The sequence below is a fragment of the Pseudomonas sp. B19(2017) genome (genome assembly GCF_002113165.1).
Taxonomy (GTDB): Bacteria; Pseudomonadota; Gammaproteobacteria; order Pseudomonadales; family Pseudomonadaceae; genus Aquipseudomonas.
Map to the genome: position 1 here is coordinate 99,156 of NZ_NEJR01000010.1, position 22,221 is coordinate 121,376.

16 protein-coding genes and 1 pseudogene are annotated in these 22,221 nt (G+C 55.8%); 10 read left to right on the forward strand and 7 right to left on the reverse strand.

Going from position 1 to position 22,221, the window contains the following annotated elements:
* The first annotated feature begins 23 nt into the window (after nt 1-23).
* From CAF70_RS15505 to CAF70_RS15515, 3 genes are all read left to right on the forward strand, one after another.
* The gene (locus tag CAF70_RS15505) at nt 24-593 is read left to right on the forward strand and encodes a glycoside hydrolase family 19 protein (RefSeq protein WP_085625578.1); all 570 of its coding nucleotides are present in this window, start codon (nt 24-26) and stop codon (nt 591-593) included.
* Nucleotides 593-1,147, forward strand: a complete 555-nt coding sequence (locus CAF70_RS15510) for a lysis system i-spanin subunit Rz (RefSeq protein ID WP_085625579.1) — start codon at nt 593-595, stop codon at nt 1,145-1,147. The genes CAF70_RS15505 and CAF70_RS15510 overlap by 1 nt, the downstream gene beginning before the upstream one ends.
* A gap of 151 nt (nt 1,148-1,298) precedes the next feature.
* Nucleotides 1,299-2,093 (forward strand): DNA adenine methylase, encoded by a 795-nt coding sequence (locus CAF70_RS15515; protein ID WP_085625580.1) that lies wholly within the window; start codon nt 1,299-1,301, stop codon nt 2,091-2,093.
* Nucleotides 2,094-2,202: 109 nt separating this feature from the next.
* Here CAF70_RS15515 and CAF70_RS15520 read toward each other — a convergent pair whose 3' ends face one another.
* The 3 genes from CAF70_RS15520 to CAF70_RS15530 all read right to left on the reverse strand — a co-directional run bounded on the left by CAF70_RS15520 (nt 2,203) and on the right by CAF70_RS15530 (nt 5,051).
* Nucleotides 2,203-3,393 carry a hypothetical protein gene (locus CAF70_RS15520; protein WP_085625581.1) on the reverse strand — a complete coding sequence of 397 codons (1,191 nt, stop codon included), beginning with the start codon at nt 3,391-3,393 and terminating at the stop codon, nt 2,203-2,205.
* 1 nt (nt 3,394) lies between these two features.
* Entirely contained in the window at nt 3,395-4,390 is a 996-nt protein-coding gene (locus tag CAF70_RS15525) for a DUF4238 domain-containing protein (protein WP_085625582.1), read from the reverse strand.
* A 454-nt stretch (nt 4,391-4,844) separates the two neighbouring features.
* Complete coding sequence (locus tag CAF70_RS15530; protein ID WP_085625583.1) at nt 4,845-5,051, reverse strand: hypothetical protein; 207 nt, start codon at nt 5,049-5,051, stop codon at nt 4,845-4,847.
* A gap of 293 nt (nt 5,052-5,344) precedes the next feature.
* Here CAF70_RS15530 and CAF70_RS15535 point away from each other — a divergent pair, with 293 nt between their 5' ends.
* The 7 genes and pseudogenes from CAF70_RS15535 (at nt 5,345) to CAF70_RS15565 (ending at nt 12,956) form a co-directional block, all read left to right on the forward strand.
* On the forward strand, nt 5,345-5,965 hold the full coding sequence (locus tag CAF70_RS15535) for a hypothetical protein (RefSeq protein ID WP_085625584.1): 621 nt from the start codon (nt 5,345-5,347) through the stop codon (nt 5,963-5,965).
* A gap of 673 nt (nt 5,966-6,638) precedes the next feature.
* Entirely contained in the window at nt 6,639-7,067 is a 429-nt protein-coding gene (locus CAF70_RS15540; RefSeq protein WP_085625585.1) for a LexA family transcriptional regulator, read from the forward strand.
* Nucleotides 7,057-7,377, forward strand: a pseudogene (locus tag CAF70_RS15545) (DNA polymerase V subunit UmuC); the annotation flags it as partial. The gene CAF70_RS15540 and the pseudogene CAF70_RS15545, both read left to right, overlap by 11 nt.
* A gap of 73 nt (nt 7,378-7,450) precedes the next feature.
* Nucleotides 7,451-8,740 carry a site-specific integrase gene (locus tag CAF70_RS15550; RefSeq protein ID WP_047338304.1) on the forward strand — a complete coding sequence of 430 codons (1,290 nt, stop codon included), beginning with the start codon at nt 7,451-7,453 and terminating at the stop codon, nt 8,738-8,740.
* The gene (locus tag CAF70_RS15555; RefSeq protein ID WP_085625658.1) at nt 8,733-10,463 is read left to right on the forward strand and encodes a site-specific integrase; all 1,731 of its coding nucleotides are present in this window, start codon (nt 8,733-8,735) and stop codon (nt 10,461-10,463) included. Before CAF70_RS15550 ends, CAF70_RS15555 begins: the two co-directional genes overlap by 8 nt.
* Nucleotides 10,460-12,499 (forward strand): hypothetical protein, encoded by a 2,040-nt coding sequence (locus CAF70_RS27930; protein WP_256573295.1) that lies wholly within the window; start codon nt 10,460-10,462, stop codon nt 12,497-12,499. The genes CAF70_RS15555 and CAF70_RS27930 overlap by 4 nt, the downstream gene beginning before the upstream one ends.
* The gene (locus CAF70_RS15565) at nt 12,480-12,956 is read left to right on the forward strand and encodes a hypothetical protein (protein ID WP_164497661.1); all 477 of its coding nucleotides are present in this window, start codon (nt 12,480-12,482) and stop codon (nt 12,954-12,956) included. The genes CAF70_RS27930 and CAF70_RS15565 overlap by 20 nt, the downstream gene beginning before the upstream one ends.
* A gap of 460 nt (nt 12,957-13,416) precedes the next feature.
* Here CAF70_RS15565 and CAF70_RS15570 read toward each other — a convergent pair whose 3' ends face one another.
* The 4 genes from CAF70_RS15570 to CAF70_RS15585 form a co-directional block, all read right to left on the reverse strand.
* Nucleotides 13,417-14,664, reverse strand: a complete 1,248-nt coding sequence (locus tag CAF70_RS15570; RefSeq protein WP_218191425.1) for a hypothetical protein — start codon at nt 14,662-14,664, stop codon at nt 13,417-13,419.
* A gap of 220 nt (nt 14,665-14,884) precedes the next feature.
* Nucleotides 14,885-16,096 carry a phospholipase D family protein gene (locus tag CAF70_RS15575; protein WP_023093042.1) on the reverse strand — a complete coding sequence of 404 codons (1,212 nt, stop codon included), beginning with the start codon at nt 16,094-16,096 and terminating at the stop codon, nt 14,885-14,887.
* Between the two features lie 37 nt (nt 16,097-16,133).
* Entirely contained in the window at nt 16,134-19,307 is a 3,174-nt protein-coding gene (locus CAF70_RS15580; protein ID WP_085625588.1) for an exodeoxyribonuclease V subunit beta, read from the reverse strand.
* Entirely contained in the window at nt 19,307-21,925 is a 2,619-nt protein-coding gene (locus tag CAF70_RS15585; protein WP_143491611.1) for a PD-(D/E)XK nuclease family protein, read from the reverse strand. Before CAF70_RS15585 ends, CAF70_RS15580 begins: the two co-directional genes overlap by 1 nt.
* Between the last annotated feature and the right edge of the window lie 296 nt (nt 21,926-22,221).

The window sequence follows — 22,221 nt, forward strand, 5'->3', positions numbered from 1 at the left end:
ACAGACCATCACTGGAGACTTAAATGGCTATCTCTGTACAACAGCTGCAACAGATCCTCCCCAACGCCGGCCGAAAAGCCGGCGTTTTTGTTCCCGGCCTCAACGCCACAATGGGCAAGTACTCGATCATCACCCCTCGGCGTATGGCTGCGTTCCTTGCTCAAGTCGGACATGAGTCAGGCCAGCTGCTGTATGTGCGAGAGCTTGGTAATGATACCTACCTGGCCAAGTACGACACCGGAAGGCTGGCGGAGCGCCTCGGCAACACCCCGGCGGCTGACGGTGATGGTCAGCGGTACCGTGGACGTGGGCTTATCCAGATCACCGGCCGCGACAACTACGAAGCCTGCAGCGAAGCGCTGTTCGGTGACAGTCGCTTGCTCAACACCCCCAATCTGCTCGAGCAGCCGGTCTACGCATCGCTGTCGGCCGGCTGGTACTGGCAGCGGGCGGGGCTCAATAGCCTCGCTGACAAAGTGCTGCAAGCCGATGACTCGGTGTTCGAGCTGATCACCCGCCGTATCAATGGTGGCCTGAATGGGTTGAAGGATCGCCAGGCGCTCTACAAGCGAGCGCTCGAGGTGCTGCAGTAATGCCGCTGAATTGGCGTATCGCACTTCTGGCCGTGGCGGTCGGTTTCTATGCCGGCGGGCGTGGGGCCTGGGTGTGGCAGGCCAGCGATTACGGAAGGCAGCTGGCTGAGCAGGCTACAGGTTATGTCCAGCAGCTGGCGGATAAGGATCGGGCGTACGGTCGTGAGCGTGAGGAAGCTGCAGCCGCAGCCCTGGAGCAGTTGGCTGACCAGAAAAGGCAGCGCAATGACCTGGAGGATCGCCTGCAGGAGCAGGGCAAAACACATTGGAAGGAGATGAACGATGCACAACAGATTCAAGCTCGCATGCGTGACAGGCTGGCTACTGCTGACTTGCGGCTGTCAGTCCTTGTCGACGCCGGAGCCATTGCCGCCCAGGGTGGTGACGGTGGGGTGCGAGAAGCCGCCGGCGCCGGAGGCGTGGTTCATGGATCCGTTCGCACCCGACTTGACCCAGCGCATGCTCAACGAATTATCGGTATCACCGACGACGGTGACCGAGGACTGATCGCACTGAAAGCCTGCCAGGCCTACGTCCGTACAGTCACCAAATGAAAAGAGGCGAGCCGGGTGAATGCGCCAACATCCAGCCCGGCCCGCCGAACCCGCAGACCCTTCCTGCAAGTCCAGCCGCAGCCTCTGCCTTGTGCACAAAGCGCGGCGAGCCTAACACCTGTTTATCCATACAGTAAAGACTTGCATACCTATGACCTCTCCAATTATCCCCTGGATGGGTGGCAAACGCCGCCTGGCCGACCGCTTGATCCCTCTCTTTCCCCCTCATGAGTGCTACGTTGAAGTCTTCGCCGGCGGTGCCGCGTTGTTCTTCATGCGTCCCCAGCCCGCTCCAGTGGAGGTGCTGAACGATCTCAACGGTGACCTGGTGACCCTCTACCGCGTTGTGCAGAACCACTTGGAGGAATTCGTGCGCCAGTTCAAATGGGCGCTCAGCTCCCGCCAGATCTTCGAATGGCAGAAGATGACGCGTCCTGAAACCTTGACCGACATCCAGCGTGCAGCACGGTTTTTCTATCTGCAGCAGCATACGTTCGGTGGCAAGGTCACTGGGCAGACATTTGGTACTGCGACCACGGGGCCTGCCATTAATCTGCTGCGCATTGAGGAGAACCTTTCAGTTGCATGGCAGCGTCTTGCAGGCACCTATGTCGAGAATCTGTCTTGGCTCGACTGTGCTGAGCGCTACGATCGAGCACATACGTTCTTTTACATGGATCCCCCATATTGGAAAACTGCCGGTTATGGCGTGGAGTTCCCGTTCGAAGAGTATGAGCGCATGGCCGACTTCATGCGCCGCAGTAAGGGCAAGGTAATGGTGAGCATTAACGATCACCCAGACATTCGCCGAGCGTTTGAGGGGTTTCACTTCGAGTGCGTCGATATCCGCTATACCAATACGAACCAGCGCCAGGGAAAAGCGGAGATGACCGGCGAACTGGTTATCATGAACTGGGAGCCGACGGTGTTGGGACAATTGTTCTAGCGTTAGTATTCCGACCACGAGCGTAAGCCGGCTGCAAAGCTCGCGCTCCTCTTCGTCTCTAGCCAAGCTCAGTTGCAGGCTATATCGTGTTAGCCAGCTCTCGCTTTCCTCATCGGGGGTACGCTAAGTCTACGGCGGCTCTGTGCTCTGAGGTCATTTCCGATTCGAGTTGGTCAAGCCATTCATAAAACTGGGGTAGATTATTTAAGCTGAACACTCGCACGCCGTAGCGTTTTTCTAAGCTGACGCTTGGCTGCCGGACGAGGTCGGCCATTGGCTGATCCATGAAAAACGCATCGCAGTAAGGAGCATAAAGAGAAATATGCTTTATATCTCCGAATACGCCATTGAGTTTTTTTCGAGCATTTGTACGGTTTGCGTAAGCGCCTAGCTTTACCATGGATTTAAGTGTGGCATAGATTCGTACTGAAATGTAAATTGAAGGGATTTGCTTGAAGTGTTCGGACTTAAAGAATTCTATGCATGTTTTGATTTTCTCAGGTAGGGGCTGTTCTTTAGGAAGCCAGTCAATCATTTGCTCGACGACTTGGCTTACGATGGGGGAGTCAAATGTGGCGAAAACGTCGCCGTCTATTATTCTGTTAACCATGGTGATGTATGAGTTTAGGTACAGCTCCGCAGTGGCGTTTGTCTCAATGTCAACATCTTCTTCAAAGGTGTTGGTGGATTTTTGCCATCCGTCAAACACCTTTATGAGAGTGTCGACCGCTTCTTCTTTCAGTGCTCGACATAGCTCTGCGTCCTTGTAGTAGCCAGGTACATTAACCCGGTAATAGCTCTCCCACTCGTTGAGTGCGCCGCTGATTGCTTCGCGACGATCTATGGCATAGGTCGATGGCGCGGCATCTAGGAACGATTTCCAAGCTTTCGTGACTTGATTTGCTTCCACCTCATAGTCTGGGTGGAACTCGAGGCCTCGAGACGCTTCCTTTATGAAGTCCAGTAACTTGGCGCTTGTAAATTCTTTATGTCCGCGCCATTGGAAAGTTTCGTCTTCGTGGACGGAAGAGTGTGGCGCCACTAATAGTTGAAGCTGAGCGATTTTTTTTACACGATGAGCTGCGTCGACAAAGCGCGGATCATTGCCTCGGAATGCCCCGGAAAAAAAGAACTGATCTAAATACAAAACTTTTTTTTGTATTTTTGGCAAAGGCAAATGAATGGAATAGCTGCACTCGCTGCATCCCCTGAGAAGGTGATCCCCGAAGACGGAAACGTTTCCAAAGCAGTGGGGTTTCTTGCATTTAGGGCAATCGCCAATGACCTTGGTGATTATCATTTTAGGATTCTCGGTTGGATTGTCTTTGTTTGTAAGAACGCCCAACTATTTTCTTTAAGTCGCTGATGACCTGCTCTGAGTTTCCAATGATATTTATCATTGCATGTCCAGCTATTTTGCTATTGAGTTCTTTCACGGTTGACTCGCTGATCACGTTTTTCCCTGGTTGAAATCTCTTCGAGTCGCAAATGGTAATTGCTACTCTAGGTGAGATCGGGTAGTAAAAGTCTGCGTATTCAGGTGGGGTCATCTCGGTTTCCGAAACGCAGGAGTGAATGTTTATGGCCGGGTTGTCGGATGTGATGAAAGGGATCTCTGTTTCGTTGATGAGGATTGCTTGAGTAGTTCTGCGTCTGGCTGTAAAAAAACTATATCCGATGCTCATGCCATACATGTAACTCACAAACCACCAGGCGTTTTTCATTGCGTCAGCAATGGCGATTTCAGTTGGAGTGCTTCTGTGTAGGTTTTGGAGTACTCTGTCTCTAAAGGTTTTCGTTCGGCTGATTTGGTGTCCAAGAAATATTGAGAATTCCAACATGTTTTTCTTGTCGTCAAGTGTATCTAGCTTCTCGTCTGCTAAGGCGGATATTATCGGAAGGGCTGCGCGCTCATGGGCAGCGTGAAGATTTTCCAGTAGATTGCATTTCAAGACGTGCAGGTGAAGTTCTACTTCTGTGTTTTTAATACCGGATTTTTTATATTCGGTCTCGGCTAGCTGAAATTTCAAGAAGTCAGATAGATACTCCATGTGCTGCATGTGCAAATTTTCGGGTGACATCTTTGAAAAGCCCTTAATAACTTCAACTTGCTGTTTTGTTAGGGGGCTGATTTTGTAGAAGTAGTCGTCGGCAACGATCGCACGTACGCTGTCGTAAGCAATTTTACCTGTCTTGGTGGTGTAGTGGACTTTATTGGTGCCGTTGCTCCAACGTGTGAGGTAGTTAGCCCACACGTAATGGTGCCGTTTCTTCGCTTCCAGATGCTTTTTTGACATGTCCGTCCTTTCACTGTGCTCTGGTCACTGGCTCTCAGCCCGTCAAGGCCCCCCTAGAGAGTGACCCTAGATTTTGGAGACTCCCATCGAATCTACTGGCGACTCGCAGAAGGGCGTCCGTTGTGATAACAATGAGCCATCAATCACATGGGAGTAAACCAGTCGTGAGCGTCCATACCTGTCCGGCCTGCGGTGAGCTGTTTAGTGTTGTCTACCTGAGCGGAAATTTTCCAGGTGGCAAAGAGAAGGAGGATATTGACTGTCCTGCTTGCTTCAAGACTGTAGCCAGTGAAATGACCAGCGCTGTGCTGAGAACCGTCGCCCTGTCAGAGAGCGAGAAGGCCGCTTACAGGGCAGGTCGGCAAGACTAAGGTTTACGGAGCTATGTCTAGTGAGGGCGATCCCGGGTGGATTCTGTCAGCGGTGGGCTTGAAACCGGCGCTAGCTGGGAGGCTCACTTCCGCAGGCGCTCTACCCCAGATGAGATTGCCTCGGCATGGATATCGAGGGTCGCTAACGCAGCCATGACGTTTTCATGAATGTTTACTGAGCCGCGATGGCTTACCCATAGTGAGAGCTCTTCCAGGGCTGCTCTGATGGCGACCTGGTTCAGATACAACAGCTCAAGGGTGTCGGCTGTGGTTGAGGCTTGATCATCCATGCGCATGCTCCAGGTACGAGAATTTTTAGGGCACATTTAGGGCAAATTCTAGGGCGCCTTAGGCCTAAACGGGCCAGCAGGTGACGGCAGAGTAGCTGTCTTTTCTGGGCTATGGCGGCCTATTGAGAGAGACGGGCGGGTTCAAATCCCTATCGCCCAATCGCCTACACGGCAGGTAGCCTACGTCCGCAAAATTATCTGTAGCTCAAGAAGATGCATAACCGCTTCGCTAGCCATATGATTGCACCGCGATGTTATGCTTTACTAGGCGCACGGAAACATGGAGGTCAAAATTGTCTACAACTGCTAAAGCACTGGAAGCGGATTTTTTTAATCTGTTGGATGAAGAAAATGATTTTCTGGCGCTAGTGGTAAAGAGCCATTATTCAATAGATAAGATGCTTGACTTGGCCCTGTTTGAGTGCCTGCCGCAAGCGGATGCGCTTGAGCTAAAAAGAGTGTCAATGCTGCTCAAAGTTGATTTTTTGACAGCGTTAGGCGGGCTGAATCAGGGAACTCGGAAGCTGTTTGAGTTGGCCAACTCGTTTCGAAACACATTTGCACATGATCCCTATGCTGTTTTTAACGAAAAGGACGAAGTTAAAGTGGCTAAAGCCCTAACTAGTCACAAGCCACCTTTGGTTCAGGAGAATTTTGAGTCGGAGGTAAAGGGTAGTGGCGTCTTGAAAACGTTATTTGCTGTCTGTTTTTTGCAGGCTTGGGTTGTTTTTGAAAAAAATTGCAAGAGTAAGGTTTCAAACATTGTGGCTGCTCAGCTTGTAAGTGAAGCGCTTGGAAGAAAAATAAAACAACGCCCAGAGTCAATGACGGTTGAAGAAGATTTCGCAGAGCGCTGTGGAAAACTGATGGCTGAGCTTTACCCAGGAATTGAAATAGCAGGAGACTGGAATTAATCCTCATTCTTGATGGTGGCATTTTGATGGATACAAGATTGCCGAGCAGGCTCGACGCTGTCAATCTGGGAGGGGCCGCAGATAGAAGGGTGGTACATAAATGGTACAAGGGTCTAGCTTAGGCTTTGTGTGTCCAATGAATCCGGGGCTATTGACTAACATGCCCCCAATCCATCATCGGTGCAACGCTGAAGCGACGGGAAGGCTCAGGGCGCGTGGTTGCTGGGTTAGAGCCTGGGTTTGTGGTCATATCGTTCAACGTGTTTTGTACCAAATTCAGCGGTTTCGAGGGTGTTTGTACCAATCCGAGGGCGCGCCGTGGCAAAACTCGACAGCAAGTGCTCGGTGATAGCCAGGGCAGGCGGCTAGTTTATCAAGAGAGTCGGGCATCCGTCTGGACTCGATCTGTGCGTAGCCTGCAGCTTTCTGCCAGATCCAGCTTTACCAAGGTGACGGCGCGACGTTATAGCGGTCGATACGCTCATGGTCATTCCCGTTAATCACCTCCAGGTATAGGGGCAGTCTTCTGAGGTAGGCTTCCATAGCCTTGTAAATCGATTATCTCCCGCACATCCCAACCTCCACGCTTATCGGGTTCCCTTGCCCGGACATTGACCTTAGCGCAATCTACCTTTTATCTGTATGTTTATACAGTTTGTTAGACCCGTCCACCATGACCATCACATTCCTGAGAACGCCAATCGGTGGCTCCACGCAGTTGCCGGTGTATTCGTTCCGCGTGCCTGCAGGCTTCCCTTCGCCGGCGGCAGATCACCTTGAGCGGCACATTTCCCTGGATGAGCTATTTGACCTTCGGGCGCCGCATATGTACCTGGTGCAGGTTGAGGGTGACAGCATGCAGGGCTCCGGCATTTATTCCGGGGATTTGCTGATCGTAGACCGTAGTCGTGATGCCGAGCACGGTGACATTGTGATAGCGGCCATCAACACTGAGCCGGTGTGTAAAAGGCTATACCGGCGTAACGGGGTGGTAATCCTGCAGTCGGAGAACCCGGCCTACCCGTCCAGGCACGTCATGGAAGGTGATGACCTGGTGATCTGGGGCGTGGTCCGCTACAGCGTGCGTGACCATGCGCAGTGAGCAGGTGTTTGCGCTGATCGACTGCAACTCGTTCTATGCGAGCTGCGAGCGCGTGTTCCGGCCGGATCTGGCCAAGACTCCCATCGTGGTGCTGAGCAACAACGACAGTTGCGTGATCGCCAGGTCATACGACGCGAAGCCGTTCGTCAAAATGGGCGAGCCTTACTTCCAATGCAGGGACACACTGCAGCGACATGGCATTGTGGCCTTCTCATCCAACTATGCGCTCTACGGCGACATGAGCGAGCGCGTCATGTCGCTGATTGAATCGATGGTGCCGGCAGCAGAGGTGTATTCGATCGATAAGAGTAAGTTGTATAGTGCGGGCACCCAAAACTATAAATGCCAACCATGGACATCATCGGTCTATCCAGGGGCGTTGAATGGCGACGCTAGAGCACGTTCATTTCGTTCCCCACTACCTCGTTCGCGGAGAGAACGCCGTCGCATACTCCCCCAGTAGCAGCCGGCCATCCATTGAAGGCTTGCCCCAAATCTTTTGGGCGGATTATGCCCCCTGGAGGGAGGCAAACCTGTGGGCAGTGGAACGAGCAACGACTGGTGACGCTTCTCTGAAGACCGTCGCCAGTAACTTGAATGGCCTTCTGCATTACGCGAAGTTCCTGGAGTCTCGTGATCTGCAGTGGTTCGAGTTTCCGGCTCGAAAAGCTGACCGCTGTCTGGTGTTGTACCGAGGAGCATTGATTAAGATGCGCGATGCCGGCCAGATCAGCCCCTCCACGGCGTCTGAGTACATGCGCAATTGCATCATGTTCTATCGGTGGGTAAGGCATAGGGAGCTTCTTGCTCCACACGTCCAGCTGTGGCGGGATAAGCCCTATGTCCTTAAATACTTCGACCAGGTGGGGTTCGAGCGATCGATCAGCGGAACCACCACCGACCTCAGTATCCCGAACCGTAAGCGACCAGGCCAAACGCTTGAAGATGGGCTGTTGCCGGTCTCGGAGACTGATCGCGATTCAATTCTGGATTTCGCTGCAGAGAACGCCACGCCCGAGCTGTACCTCATGTTGGCTCTTGGCTTTTTTACCGGGATGCGGCTCGGCAGCATCTGTGATCTCAAAATTCAAGCTCTTGAGCACGCTGTCCCTGACCCGTCCGCTGATGGACTGCTACGTCTAGCGGTTGGTCCAGGCGCGAATCCGCCAGTGCACACAAAATTCGGTGTGACGGGCCAGGTCTGGATACCCGAAGCCTTGCGTGAAGAGTTACTGGAATATGCCAAAGGCTGGCGGAGGATGGAGCGAGAGGCGAAAGCGTCTCCTGAGAATCGGGACTTGCTATTCTTGACCCGCTTTGGAAATGCCTATGGCAGACGCGGCACCGATCAGTCATCCGCTGTGAATGTCGAGATGTCCGAATTTCGAAAACGAGGTGTCAAAGCAGGGCTACAGGCGCTACGAAAATTTCGTTTCCATCAGTCGCGCTGCACTTTCGGTACCGAGTTGGCACGTCTGGCGCTCTCAGCTTGTGCCGATGTTTCTATCGTCATTGCGACTGTCAGCGATGCGCTGCTTCATGGGCCTAACTCTGAAGCTACCACATTTAAATATATCCGTTTCGTACAGGCATTGCCGATTAAGCAGGCCCTCTCAAATAGCTTCATGGTGGCGTTTAGCGGGATCGGCCTTGGGGCGCGACACGATGGATAGCTCCGAAATCGATCTCACTTTTCCAATGCTTGAGTATGGGGCCACTGAAACACCTTGGGACCTACGGCCGTTGCTGTTTCGCGGAGGCGCGGCAGCAAAGGTGAAGCGAGTGGCCTGTCAGATCGTCCAAGGCGAACTCGGCAGTCCCTTGCCGGAACGTATCGAATTGGTCTCGCGGCTGCACGAACACATGGCTGACGATCTTGCAGGTGGCGGAAGCCGTTTTTCGGCACAGAACAAGATCAGTGCATTGCGTCGTTTCTTTGCTTGGGCAGATTCAGAAAACGTGAATCTCAGTGTTGAGACAGCGGCCAGCACCTTCATTCATTGGAGCGAGCATTTGCTCCAGCGTCATCGAATCGAACGCAATTTCAGCGATGGCTCTCTATACGATCTCACCAGGCTCACGGCGACGATGCTGGACCGAGCATTAGACCGCCAGGCGAGCCTGAGCAAAAGCACGCGTATCCGCAAGCCGCGCGGCAAAGGCAAAGTACACACGAGCACGGCGGACAAGCAGAACCTGCAAAGCACTTTCGCATTCGGATACCTTCTAGCTGACGTATGCGAGGCATTAACCTGGAAGGGGACAACGGCCTCTCTCCCAGTTTGTATTTCGTTGCGCACCGGCCGAGTGCTGGAACTATGGTCGGGATTGCAGAGCCCCGAGAAACTGGCGGCGCGCCGTACCAGACCGCGAAGCCAAGCGCAAATTAAAGCCTCCCTGGCAGCGCGTGCCGCCTACGATGAAGATCGGACTCTGCGTACTCGTTTTCCCCTCGTTAATTTACGGATCGAGAGTGAAATGCTGATGTTCATTGCTCAGACCGGCCTGAACCTCCAGCAAGCACATACCCTTAGGGTCGAGCAGTTTCATTACGCCAGCCACTTGGACGGCTACCAAGTCCGTGCCTACAAAAAACGACGCGAAGGAGAGGTGCTGTTCGAGATCTTCGCCAGTTACCGGGAGTGGTTTGAACGCTATCTCGAATGGCGTGCCGAATGGTTTCCTCAGGAGCCGGATGGTTTGCTCTTTCCGCTTGTACGCAGCGGCGGACGAATCTTAGAAGAGGCGACACAGTTCACGAACATAACGCGCATCTGCCGTGAGCTTGGCATGCCAGTGGTGAGGCCACGCAAACTACGCGCGACTCGCATCAACTGGTTGCTTCGGGAATCTCAGAACCCGCAGCAGGTTGCCGAGTTAGCCCAACATACGGTGGAAACACTGATACGCGTATATGCCGATCCCCACCCACAGATCGCGATGGTGGAGATTTCGCGCTTCCATCAACAAACCGATCCCTCCCTTGCACCACCCGCTCCTGGCAGGTGCGTATCAGCTACACCGGAGCCAGTCGGCACTATGCCGCAGAATGCTCCGCAACCCGACTGCGTCAATGCTGCTGGCTGCCTGTTTTGTACCCAGCACCGGGATATCGAAAGTGAAGATCATGTGTGGTCTCTGAGTAGCCTGCGCTACCTCAAATCGCTTGAGCTGGCACGCTACCGCCCGCCCAGTTCCGGAAAGCAGTCGACTCCAGAGCATCCGGCATTGCTTGTGATCCAGCGACTGACTGCCAAGCTGCACTTTTTCGAAGAAAGTAGTGAGATTCGCAGGCTGTGGGTTGAAGAAGCGCGGGCGCGTATTCGCGAGGGGGATTACCACCCGGCTTGGGATGGTTTCATTCGATTGGCGGAAGTGGGGCAAAGATCAGCATGACGAAAAGTATTCTCTCCGAACTTGGCCTCGGCATCGACTCGCCCTTGGCGGTTCCTGACGCACCGAACTATCGGCCGCCAGTCTGGCCGCCCCAGCGTGATTGGCCGGTCATTCTCGACGCCGCAAGTAAGGTGGTGAGTCGTTGGGGGGATGCCATCTGGCGGCTCGACCCGTGGTCGAGAAAACGGGTCACTCTTAATTTCGGCGATGGCCCAGCTAAGAAATATGTCGCCTCGATCGATCCTACGAACGCCAATTTATTGCGGACCGTAACCGGCTGGTGGCTATACGGTCCCAATGGAGCCCGTGGATACCGAGGTCTGAAAACGCGCTTCGACCAGATGCGTCGGTTGTTCGTTTTGTGCACTCAAGAAGGCATTCTGGCATCCGAGCTGAGTCAGTTTCCGCGTGTCGCGGACCGTCTCCCGGAGATCCTCCAAGCTTCCCGGTCAGGTGAGTTTTTGGCATTGCTGCATGAGCTGTACGAGCGGCGGGATGCGCTGGGTTTCACCCTGTTGGATCGCGCAGGGTTGGCACGCCTCGCAGCGGCCATGCCCGACCACCAGAAGCTCCAGACTCCCTATATCCCGCCGCGCATTTGGCACTATCAAATCAAACGCTTGCGCGAATGCCTGGACGATTTTTTGGCGCATCGTCACCAGTTGGAGGAGTGCTTCCGCTTCTGTCTGGCGGCCTATAGGCACAACTCCATTGGTCTCCAAGGACGCCACAGACCACTGTCGTTCTACCCATTTCAGTGGCCTTCGGATGGAACAAACGGCAAGCATAGCGGGCGGCACTATTACGGCCCATTCATCGACACCGCGCACCGGTTGGGGCTGGTAGAATTGTTTCGTCGCTGGATGGGAGTAAGCGACCGTGAAATTCGCGTTCAAACACTGAGTCGCTACCTCAACCTCGTGAGTCGAGCTGGGCTTAGCTATCTGCTGAATTTCAGCCTGATGCGAGTCGAAGAGGCCTGGAATCTGCGCGTCGATTGCTTGGATATAGAGCGTGATCCGCAGTTTGGCGAAATCCACGTACTGCGCGGACGAACGACCAAGACGATGTCGGACTCTGAGGCAGTTTGGGTCACATCACCGTCGGCTCAGATGGCCGTTGAAGCCATGCGCGTGGTCGCAAACCTCCGTGCAGAGTGCGCTTCTACGCCTGGCGAGGACTCAGCGTCTGGCGATCCGGCAAAGCGCTACTTGCTGGATTATTGGCTCGAACCGTGGGGAACGAAGCACACCAAGATCAACCGCACGATTCGGCCATCGATTCCGAGCTATTCCAATGTGCTTCAGTCGTTCGACACGCTGTTCGACCCGGAGCAGTTGCGCATTACGCAGGAAGATCTTGAATTGGCTCGCTTGGTGACGCCGGCGCTGACCGACGAGTTCACGGTCGGCAAAATCTGGCCGTTGGCATGGCATCAACTCCGGCGAACCGGCGCAGTGAACATGCAGGCGTCCGGCCTGGTCAGCGACGCTTCACTGCAGTTTCAGTTAAAGCATGTCGCCAGAGCCATGAGTCTCTACTACGGGCAAAACCATTCCAGGGTACGGCTGGAAGAGAAGGCCCATACCTACTATGTCCGCACTATGTACGAGACGTTGGGCAGGCAACTGCAACAGCTGACGAGCAACCGGTTTGTCAGCCCACACGGTGAGAGACGGAAATCAGAGATAGTCCGTCTGATCTCAGCTCTGGATGCCAAGAAAGCGATCAGTCTGGCTAAGAAGGGAGCACTCACTCATCGGCCGATTTTGTTGGGCATCTGCACGAGCCGAGTCCCTTGTCCCTATGGTGGCATCGACAATATCGCTCGCTGCGGAGGGGGCGACTCCCCCGGAGAAACCAAACCCTGTGCAGACGTGCTGTATGACCCCGAGCAACTCGACGAAGTCGAAGTGTTAGAGGCGGTATTGGATGAGCGCCTAGCCGCTGCCGAGGTAGGCAGTCCGCTAAGGACTTCGTTGGAAGCCCAGAAACGTAGTGTGGAGAACTATCGCCATGTCGTCCGGCAAGCATGAACCCGCTGATCCGGCCAAGAGAATGAGTGCCGGCGAGCAGTATCGCGCAGCGTTCGAACGGCTGAAGAGCAACAACCCCGAACGACTGCCAAAGGGAACGCCTGTGAGCCAGAACAACGTTGCGAAGGAGGCCGGCAGCGATTCATCTGCATTGAAAAAAGCTCGCTTCCCCTTACTGATCGCTGAAATCCAAAAATACGTAGAAGGACACGCGGAGCAGCGACCGCCGTCAGTACGTCAGGTCAGCTTATTAGCCCGCAGAAGAAATCGTGGGCTTCGAGATCGGATCGAGGAAATCACGCAGCAGCGTGACCACCTAGCCAGCCTACTTAGTGAGGCCGACGCCACCATTCTCGAGCTATATGATCGTATTGCGGAATTGGAGCGCCAACTGCCAACCTCAAATGTCCTACTCATTGATCCACGAGGACGCAAAAAACTCGAATCTGGGAGCTAGCAACAGAGAGGTCGCACTCTGCTAGCTGACTTTCGACCGCTCGGGAGCCGACAGGCAGCTGGTGTAGGTTTTCGAAATAGATGCGAAAAAATCGAAATATATGCGACTGGAAAAGCTTGGTGCCGAGGGCTGACTGGCAGGTGCAGTCTCAGAATTCACCGGCTGCGAGGGCCGATCGGCATCTTCATCTGCAGCAAAACACCTGCAGAAATCGCGGTAAGATGGCTGAGGTCTTGCCGCCAAGAACGGCATCAGCTTGCAGGGCGGTCTGAGCGTCACCGGTGCCAGGCTCTCATTGGAATCACAGGTCTCTGCGGGCAGCCCATAAGCCTGAGCTCCCCCCCGTTACCCCTTTGATCTGCTCAACCTGATTAAAAATAAAAACAGGGATAGCGGATACTAGAATTTGCATCCACTATCCCCGTAACAAAAAGCGCTGCCGTGAGCTTCGACTTGCCGCCTAATCTTTAGATTCTAGCGGCTGATAAAACTCCCCACCTTCCAAGACCGGCTTGAAGAACGCATTATAAACAGTCAAGTTGTTATATTCGTCTGGCTCGTAGCCAAACAAACGCGCAGATGACATATATGGCTGTACCAGAGCCTCATCTTTAGCATATTTAGAAGTAAAAAATATAGCCTCCCTGACCAACTGCTTATTTTTTACCGAGCTGATCAGTGCAGAAGCGGGCATTATACTTCGGCCAGATTTAAACGAATGATAGAACATCAGGTCTTCACGCAATGTTATCTGGTAAATTCCAGTCACGCCCACAGATTCGGCTATATCAACAGCGACGGTATCGGTGCTCTTCCTGGTGGGGATTTTTTTCCTGATTTTTACACGTAACAAGGAGTCTTCTGGAGTTTGCGCCTCCCCTCCGTTGACAGAAATCCCATAACTGCTCCTCATGACAAGACTTTGGAACTCGACGTCATCCTCCCCCGAAGGTTCTTCACCGAGAAGATCAGAGAAATCGATGTCCCCAGAGCCAAGCGTTGCATCCACGGCAATCGGTAAAGTACTATCGCCAAAGCAAAGCTCACCCAGCACTCCATACCAAGGCTGGTCATAGGGTAACAGCAGCGAATCATTGACGACGATTATGTAATGGGCAGCTTCTGGTACGTGCCCGGCCGCTTTGTGATCTTCAAACTTCTTCAACTTGTCCTTGATAGCCGACGTAACCGACAGCAATCGCTCACGGAAAACCGTATCTCGGTCTTCAAGCTCTAACTTTCTCTGTTTAATGAGATTTCTGATATGATCCTGCGGGGTTGGTGTGACCACTTCGAAGCAGAATGTCTCGCCATTTTTCCTGGCGACAAAGTCCGGCCCAGCATCCTTGCTTTTGATGTCTTCAAAGCCCATCCCTAAAAGCCGGTAATAAAACAGCATTTCTGCCATCCGCTGGGAGTATATGCCGACATCATCAAGCATGACTTGCTTATTGAACTGGGTGTCCTTCAAGTCTGAAAAATTCAAGAAAAGGGATTTCAGACCTTGAATCATGCAGTTCATGATCAGTTCCATGCGCTGACCACTTTCTGGTGACTTTTGGAAGAAATAGTCAAACCTTGTGGTTAGGATCTCTCGCCACTTATCTTGGAGATAGGCTATACATATATCGTTTGTTCTGTTCTTTTTTATCGTTCCTGGCTTTACAGAAAATTGCGCTTCATTACTTGGCATGGCGATCAGGCTCACGAAGTCGGATTGTTTTTATAGCATACGGGCCTGCCAGAAAAGGTTACTGATCTGTGGCAGCATCACACTGAGCTCATCTCTACAAACAGGGGCAAGCGTCGCGACGCGGGAGGGCTCTTCACCTAGAATTTTCTCATGGCAGAGAATGCCCTTGGGGCCGGTGAACTTTGCGGTTTTCGTAGCGATGGAAGCGGTCTGTGTCGGCCGAAGAACAGCATGCTCAGCGGGGCGTGTAGTAGATGGCGTCCAGTAGCGCTGCGCGTCCCAACCAGATTTCGGCGTCAGCCGCATTGCTCGGCTGAGGATGTCTCCACCACGCATCTCCATGCATAGGCTCGATGATACGCTGCCAGTAACTCTCCAGGTTCGTTGTGCTCGGGCTGACACCGAAGTTCTCGCACAAATCCTTTCGATTGGCCGAATCGATGCACACAAATGCGTCAGGCCTCTTCATCGCCAAGAGCCTGGTCGCGGTCGGCAGTCCGCCGACTCGCCCGTTCTGGTCGAACGCTGCTATGAATGCTTTGCAGTAGCGGTCGTAGTCGTCCTGTGTGACCGCGCCCATCAAAGGGATGAAATCGAGGGCGTCAGAGAGACCTGCGGGAGCCTCGATGACCAGGTTCGCGAACGTCCCACTTGCACCCATGCTCCCGAAAAGCCCGTAGTCCACGCCTGGCTGCTGGGACTTCTTGCGCCCGAGAGTGCCGGCGACCAGCTTGCGGTCGTCCTCGCTCCACTTCGCGTAGGGTATGCGGGTCGCGAAAAGAGCGCGTGCTTTTGTCAAGACTCCCAAGCGCTCCTTGAACAGGTGCGCAGACGGGTGTGATGAGCTTCGGACTTGCACGAGGTAGTCCGCCCAGCTCATATCATGTGGCGCGCGCTTGGTATTCGGCCTAGAAGGTGGCCGAACATCAGCGAACTTGGTCAGTTCCTCTCGTGCTGCCGCCTTGGCTGCGTACTGGTGGCGGTACCGATAGAGAAACTCGTGCGAGATGTCTTCCGCGCCCCTCCATGCCTCTGCGACGAAGCGACTGAGTTCTGCCAGCGCTGCATCGTCTGAAGAACCATCCAGCAGAACACTTGCCTCGACGTTACGGCTCATCGCGGCGTTCGTGAGATTTGGGCTACCGACTACACAGCGGATGCGTCTCCCGTTGCGAAATAGGTAGACCTTCGGATGGAACAGGTCGCCAGTGGGGGGAACGACGGCTGCGCCCGCTAGCCTTGCAGCTCGATCAAGAACCTCGGGCTGCGTCTGGAACATGTGGGTGCCGACGACGAAGTGCTCGAACTTCGAGCTGTTTTTCATCGCTGCGTCGAAGACTGCGTTCTCGGTGCCCCAGGCTACTGCCCATTGCATCGACTCGCAGCTCTCGACCAGCGCTATGAGAGTTGCCTGCGTCTGCGAAGCCGACAGGAATTCCACATCCATCCTTACTTCTCCTCGTGTTTCTGTTGAGCTGGGGGTGTCAGGACAGACGAACTGCTCGCGCAGCGACCGGCAGGTACAGCCATCGCTGGCTTACGGGCTTGCCGGTCGCGCTGAGAAGAGCATGACTATAGGACTCGATCTGTGGCCCATGCTCAGCCACCAAGTCTTCGTCTCTGGCGGCACCGCCGGGGTTCGACTTGTGGTCCAGCAGAATCCAGCCGTTGGGCTCTTCCACTAGCAGGTCGATGCGGCCACGGATTCGAGTACCGTTCGGGCCATCCGCTTCGATGGGCACCTCGACGTGAACGGGATAGCCTGGCCAGCGCTTGGCTATCCAAGCCAGGAACGCTTCGACCTGGGCGCAAACAGCATCCTTGTCCACAGAGTCAGCCACAGCCCAAGCCTTCAGGATGTGTTCTACGTCTGGGCCCGGGACGCCACCAAGGACTGCGGCGCGCGCAATGCACAGATGGAGCGCCGTGCCCAACGACGCCATGTCGGGCTTGCCTGCCAAGCTCAGCCTGACGCCTACGGCGTCGGTCTCGGCGACCTTGAACATGCCGCCTGAGGCAGAGCTCGGTCGATGCCACAACGGCTCTGCCTGCACGCGTGGGCGAGGTGTGAACCAGTAGCAGTCCTCAGATGTCTTGGCAGGCGGCTCCACTGCGCAGTCGTCCTTGCTCCAGGACTTTGACTGCCTGGAGAGCTGCCGGCCGTCCGGAAGCGCCACGGTTCCTGAGTCGCCAAACAAGAGCGCGACTGCGCCTTGAATCTCGTCAACCCAAGCTCGCCCCGGTCCGCGAGAGCGACTGAAAGATACTGCGACATTCATATCGCGAGCGCGGGTCAGGCCGACATAGAGCAGGCGCTTGTTCTCCGCCAGTGCTTCGGCCTGCATGGCTTGACCAGTGGCGCTGGCCTCGGCGTTGAGGGCGGCCTGGGGCTGGGACCGTTTGCCCCAAGTCTTCAGCCAGCAGTGGATGAAGCGGTTGGCAAGTGGCTGCTGCGGCTCAAAGCCTCCAACAGTCCTGGCGCGGACGCCCCAGAGTGAACTGCGTGCCGTCGCATCTAGGCTTGTCAGCACGGCGACTGGCCACTCCAGGCCCTTGGCACCGTGATATGTGAGGACCGAGACTGAGTTATCTGATGACGTGGCCCGATTGTCGTCCTCTTCGCTGGCGAGTTCATCTAGCCAACGAAGCATGCCGCTGACGGTCGCCGGCCGCTTCGCGGCAACAGACTCGTCCTCAAATGTCTTGCCGAACTCGACCAGCGCCTCGACATTGGCCAGTCGGTTGCGGCCTTCGTGAGGGGAGGCAGACCATTGGCCTACCAGCCTCGCGACCTGAGACTCAGCAGCGGCAAGTCGCAGTGCTTCCTGTGGTGTCAATGCATTGAGCGTTGGACGCAGCTCTTCCAATCGGGCCAGTAGCGGATGGGCACTATCGCCCTTTATCTTCCACTCGTAGGACTTCGCACCGTTGGTGGCGAGGTGCTGAAATCTATCTTGGAGCCATGTCTCGACCGGAGTGCCCTCGGCAAGGGTGAGAACCAGTGCCGTCGCGACCGTATCGGTCGGATCGTTCATGCGCCTGAGGCAGGCCATTACATAGATGGCTTCTGCGGTCCCCAGCAGGCCAGAACGCGGGCTGGCTGACGGGATGCCCCATCGCGTGAGCGACGTGACTGCAGACTCGACCTGCTCGTTGTAGCGACACAGCACTCCGACATCGCCGGCCTGAATCGGACGGAGTTCCTTGGTTTCTTTATCTTCGACCTTGACTCCGGATTCCAGCAACTCATGGACGGCCTGCCCAAGGCCCAGATAGTCTGTGTCGTTTCGACTGCTCTCAAAGTTCCAGTTCAGCAGCGCGGCCTGGTTTGGGATGTCCTTTCGCAACGGCTGCAACTGAACCTGCGCAGGCGTTAGGTCGGGCTCGAATGCGGAGCGAAACACGTCGTTGGTGAGCGAGACGAGGCTCTCGATGGAGCGCCTGGAGGTGTCCAAGGCTTTCCCTATGGTTCCGCCCCAGTCCTTGATTGCGCCGAGGACGCCGGTGATGAGGCTCGCGTCCGTTCCGCGGAACCCGTAGATTGCCTGCTTGGGGTCTCCGACCCAGACTGACCGCTTGGCGAGCTTGGCCAACTCTACGAAGAGCGCCAGCTGAAGAGGGCTGGTGTCCTGGAACTCATCAACCATGATGAGATCCAGCTCTGCCGCCAAGACTTCGCGGACGGTTGATTTTGTCCTCAGTGCACGCAGTAGCAGTACCTCTTGGTCGCTGAAGTCAACGGCACCCAGAGCCTTCTTGGCCTGCTCGTAGGCATCTAGAACGTCGGCTGCCAGGTTGAACAACAGGTCAAGGTAACGACGGACTTCTGCATGAAAGGCTGGGTGAGCCTCGTGTGCCTGGGCAGCGGCCTTTACTGGTTCCAGGGTGTCCCTGACCTTGGCGCCAGCGTCAATCCCTGCCGCGCCAATCCAGTCGGGCCAGCACCAGCGGCCTTCACGGAAGAGGCGGTCCAGTTTCTGCAGCCCTTCGAGTCCCTTACGGAGGTTTTCTGCAACCTTGGCGCCGGCAGCCTGCTGCTGTTCGACATAAGTGACTACCTTCTGATGCGCCTCGTCCAGCGCGGCTGCCAGTGCCTCGGTTGGATCTGGACCTGTACTTGGGGCCGGCCAGTTCGCGAGCATCGAGTCCGCGTTTTGAGCACCCATTGTGCGAAGCGCTACTGGCGCTATGTCGTTGTCGAGCGCGGCCTTGACGACGCTCTCGACAGTCTTAGACCAGTCTGCCTGCTCGATGCCAAATCGCTCGGTGAGTCGAACCAATTCTGCTTGTGCGGCTGCGTCCATTGACTCGGCCAAGGTGGCTTTGAGCAGCCGCTTGGATTGACCTTCGCTCAGGACAGTCTGGTCTGGAGACAGACCCAGCTCGAAGCAAAAACGCTTGAGCATCTGGCCGCAGACGCTGTTGACCGTACCCAAACGGGCCTGGCCAATGGCTGTGGCCAGGTCGATGCGTCCCTTCTCGAGAAGCCAGGAGCGGGCTCGTTCGCGCAGCTCCGTGGCGGCCTTCACTGTGAAGGTTGTGGCCAGGATGGCATGAGGCCGAGCTGCGCCGGACTCGAGCGCTTGGGCGAGTGTTTCGGTCAGCTTGTAGGTCTTGCCGCTGCCAGCGCCTGCGCTGATGAACTCGATGTTGCGCATTATTGCCAGCCTCCCAGCAAAACGAGGTGGTCACGATCCCACTTGCTTGGGCCATTAACCTGAAGGGTTCCGTCAGGGCCTTGGAACTCGTCGGTCGGACCTTCCGGAACGACGTGGATGGCCCCTGCGTCCAGTTGCTGCTTGCGCCAATTCCAAGTGGTGCGTGCGCGGTCCAATAGTGTGGCGATGGTAACGCCGTCTGGAGGCCTTCTGACCTGCGCTTTCGGGAAGGTGTCGGCAGCGGTGACGTACAATGCGCCGCTTTCCAGGATGAAGTAGCCAAGCGCGGCGGGTGCGACACCCTTCATTTGTTCGATGAGGCTTGAGTAGAGTGCCAGCTGCAGGTGCTCGCCTGAGCGAAGCAAGCCGGCGTAGTAGTTGTCGCTTCGCCACTTCATATCCAAGGCGGCAGTTCGCTCGTCGCCAAGCGTGACAAGGAGGTCAATCTTGCCGATCAGCGGGATTGCGCCCAGGGTTCCGGTGAACTCGACTTCGGTCTGCACCTGTATTGCGCCAGCGGACCTCAGGTGATCGAGGAGACCGCAGATGGCTCCTTCGCAGACCTTGCGGAAGTGTTGTTGGCTTACACCTGCGCCTTGCATGAGCAGTACGGCACCCTCGGTCTGCAGGAGCATGTCGGCTTCAGTGTGGAACCAGTCGATTGCAGCGTGGTTCGACCAAGTCAAGGCATCGTCGTGAGCGAAGAGCTTCTCGAACACGCGGTGCGCAAGGATGCCCAGCAGGCGGTTGTCTTCCTCCACTGCTAGGGCGTAGCTGGGCTCCAAGTCAGCCACACGCTTCAGGACGAAGAGGGCGGGGTTGTTGAAGAGTTCGTTGAGCGTGGTGAACGATTGCGCATAATCCCTGAGCTGTATGGGGTTCGGGAGTTGGATTTGCCTTGAGGGCGTGGGAAGCGGTTGAGCTGGAATCACTTCGGCTGTTGTCCCGAGAAGTGTGGAGCCCAGGGCGATGTCCAGATCGAGCATGCCAGATTCGATGTCCGGTATGAGCTTCTTCAGAAGCTGGCGAACCGGATGCACTTCTGCATGAGGAGGAGGGCAGACGAGGACAAATTTCTTCCGCGCGGCAAGTAGTGGCCGTAGCCACTGCTGTGCCAGGGACACTAGCTCACGTGCCGGGTCTCGCAGTTGGACACCCTGCTGAGTAAGCGCTTCCACCTCCGAGGGGGACCAGGGCAGTGGGGAGGGCAGAACAGGCGTGGACGGCATCCACCAGACAACCTCGTCGGCTGCCTCAACGCACGCGCCAGCCGTGCTTGCTGAACGCATGCAACCGACATGGGGCACCGCAGCGGGGTTGGTTGTCCCTGCAGGCGTGGCGTGGGCGACCAACTGCTCAATTTGCCGCGGCAGCACGCTCTCCAGGCCTTGCCGGGCCAGCTCGGTCAGCGCGTCATGGACGGCCGTACATTGGCGATGTGCCGCCGAGAAGCTCGCCACGTCGGCGGACTCACCAGTGAGGCGACGACGCATCGCTTCCTTCAGCCGGCCGATTCGAACGATGAGTGCATCGATAGGCACTCCGACGGTGCGAGACCAACGCTCGGACTCCAGCCAGAACGTGATATCAGCTGCGATTTCCTGGGCGTCGTCACCTTCGGCGAGCTTAGCCTTGGCCGCAGTCCAGGCCTCGCCGCCAATCCCCGGCTGCTTGGAAAGCGCGCGGGCGAGCGTATTTCGCGCGCGACGGGTAAACGGGCCGACCGGGTGGGTCAAGAAATCCAGCAGTCGATTGATGTCGAGAGGTTCCCAGCACATCTCCATGGCAAGGGGTAATGCCTGAAGCGCTGGGCGAAGCTGACTCGGGCGTTCGAACCCACATTTGACCCCGCCTGTTGCGGCTAGAGAGACGTCCAGAGAATCGCCGGCGTCTTCGGCCAGGACCAGTCGGTCGCCAGGCAGGTGCGAGTGCTGTGCTCTCAACCAATTTTCGGCGGTCGTGGCGGTGAGGGCGTGCACCAGCAAGACGCTCCCATCAGTCGGCGCGGCCAAACTGCCTGCAGCGCCGCCGGCCAGCACGGTCAGAGCTCTATCTTGCAATGCACGGAGTTGACCTTCGCCCTGTGGTTCAGGAAGGCGGACGTCCACTGCAGGTAGGCAGTCGAGCACTTGTCGCCAGAGGAGCGGGAAGTCTTCGGGCATGTCAACCAGCGCAACTGACTTGATGGGGCCGGGGCCGGACTCGCGTAGAGCTTGCACCACCAAGTGCAAGCGCTCTGCCTCTCCGTGCGGCAGCACTTCGAGCGCAGCATTCTCGATGGCGGCAAGTTCCCGGAGCCGCGAAGGGTGCGTTGGCTGTGCGCTGCCGTCCCAGCCGCCGAGTCGCCACTCGTCTCGCCAAGCCAGCAGGCGCGCGGCCGTACCGATGCTGTCGGCCTTCAGGGACTCACTGTAGAAGCGTGAGTTGTTGTCATGGTCCCGAAGCAGGCCGGAGTAGACCGCAACACGTTTGGCCGTGGACGCTTCCGGCGCGCTCAGACCGAGGTAGGTTTCCAGTAGGGACAGAAATCCGAGGCGGCCGACTACTGGAGTGTTGAAGAAGTTTTTCGGGGACGGCCCTTGGCGGGCGTCCAGGAACAGGCCAAAAGTGACGTGCATGCTGAAGTTGACTCCCCTGAAGACAATCGAATGCAAGCGTTCTATTGCTTCTTGTTCACCTGCTCCGAGTCGACAAGGGTAATCGACAGTAGCCATTTTCGTACAGCGGCATATTGCCACCATCTGCGCTCCGACTATTGACCTGCTTCGTTTTATCCAAGGATGAGCCAAGCGTCACCTTTGCTAGCGACTGGGTGGTGGGGTGGTCAACCCATCCCAAACGTAGCGCAATGCTAATCTGACGGTGTGGTCTGGGCAGACGGCTCGGAGATCGCAGTCGATGCGGTGATCTGGTG

What these genes read in the sequence shown, in the direction of transcription:
- CAF70_RS15555 (WP_085625658.1), top strand. Translation starts at nt 8,733, where the DNA reads ATGGATAGCTCCGAAATCGATCTCACTTTTCCAATGCTTGAGTATGGG.
- CAF70_RS15585 (WP_143491611.1), bottom strand. Translation starts at nt 21,925, where the DNA reads ATGCACGTCACTTTTGGCCTGTTCCTGGACGCCCGCCAAGGGCCGTCC.
- CAF70_RS15515 (WP_085625580.1), top strand. Translation starts at nt 1,299, where the DNA reads ATGACCTCTCCAATTATCCCCTGGATGGGTGGCAAACGCCGCCTGGCC.
- CAF70_RS15550 (WP_047338304.1), top strand. Translation starts at nt 7,451, where the DNA reads ATGGCGACGCTAGAGCACGTTCATTTCGTTCCCCACTACCTCGTTCGC.
- CAF70_RS15540 (WP_085625585.1), top strand. Translation starts at nt 6,639, where the DNA reads ATGACCATCACATTCCTGAGAACGCCAATCGGTGGCTCCACGCAGTTG.
- CAF70_RS15530 (WP_085625583.1), bottom strand. Translation starts at nt 5,051, where the DNA reads ATGGATGATCAAGCCTCAACCACAGCCGACACCCTTGAGCTGTTGTAT.
- CAF70_RS15505 (WP_085625578.1), top strand. Translation starts at nt 24, where the DNA reads ATGGCTATCTCTGTACAACAGCTGCAACAGATCCTCCCCAACGCCGGC.
- CAF70_RS27930 (WP_256573295.1), top strand. Translation starts at nt 10,460, where the DNA reads ATGACGAAAAGTATTCTCTCCGAACTTGGCCTCGGCATCGACTCGCCC.
- CAF70_RS15510 (WP_085625579.1), top strand. Translation starts at nt 593, where the DNA reads ATGCCGCTGAATTGGCGTATCGCACTTCTGGCCGTGGCGGTCGGTTTC.
- CAF70_RS15520 (WP_085625581.1), bottom strand. Translation starts at nt 3,393, where the DNA reads ATGATAATCACCAAGGTCATTGGCGATTGCCCTAAATGCAAGAAACCC.
- CAF70_RS15575 (WP_023093042.1), bottom strand. Translation starts at nt 16,096, where the DNA reads ATGGATGTGGAATTCCTGTCGGCTTCGCAGACGCAGGCAACTCTCATA.
- CAF70_RS15525 (WP_085625582.1), bottom strand. Translation starts at nt 4,390, where the DNA reads ATGTCAAAAAAGCATCTGGAAGCGAAGAAACGGCACCATTACGTGTGG.
- CAF70_RS15580 (WP_085625588.1), bottom strand. Translation starts at nt 19,307, where the DNA reads ATGCGCAACATCGAGTTCATCAGCGCAGGCGCTGGCAGCGGCAAGACC.
- CAF70_RS15565 (WP_164497661.1), top strand. Translation starts at nt 12,480, where the DNA reads ATGTCGTCCGGCAAGCATGAACCCGCTGATCCGGCCAAGAGAATGAGT.